Annotated in this window: 1 protein-coding gene; it reads right to left on the reverse strand. The window is 53.4% G+C overall.

Going from position 1 to position 429, the window contains the following annotated elements:
* On the reverse strand, positions 1-429 hold a 429-nt coding region (locus J9893_RS20380; RefSeq protein WP_210601635.1), incomplete at both ends, for a winged helix-turn-helix domain-containing protein.

Raw genomic sequence — 429 nt, forward strand, 5'->3', positions numbered from 1 at the left:
GTCGGTAGTGGCGACGCAGCTTTTCCAGCATGGCGATAAACAGGGATGAGTTTTTCTTTATCCCACTGACGTAAAGCACTCTTCCGTTGCCTGCATGGAGAACGCCTGCCAGGTAATGTTTCGCGTTCTGTCCCGGCGTGACAACCCGCTTTTGCTGCGCTCTGAACATCCAGTCGGCCCCTAATTTGGGATTGAGGTCTATATCGACTTCATCCTCATAAAACACCGGATTATCGGCATCACAGCGGGCCAGCGCAGCGTCGATATCCGCCATTTTCTCCTGATAGGCTGGGTCTTTTATCCGCAAGGTCGGCACGGGCCTTCGCCAGACAATGCCCATACGCGGTAACCATCGACGGAGCGTGGAGGCTGCCATATTGAGGCCTGTTAACCGATTGATTTTGATAGCCAATAGTTCGGTACACCAGC

It is taken from the genome of Aeromonas sp. MaB10011B (assembly GCF_017939325.1).
Taxonomy (GTDB): domain Bacteria; phylum Pseudomonadota; class Gammaproteobacteria; order Enterobacterales; family Aeromonadaceae; genus Aeromonas; species Aeromonas caviae.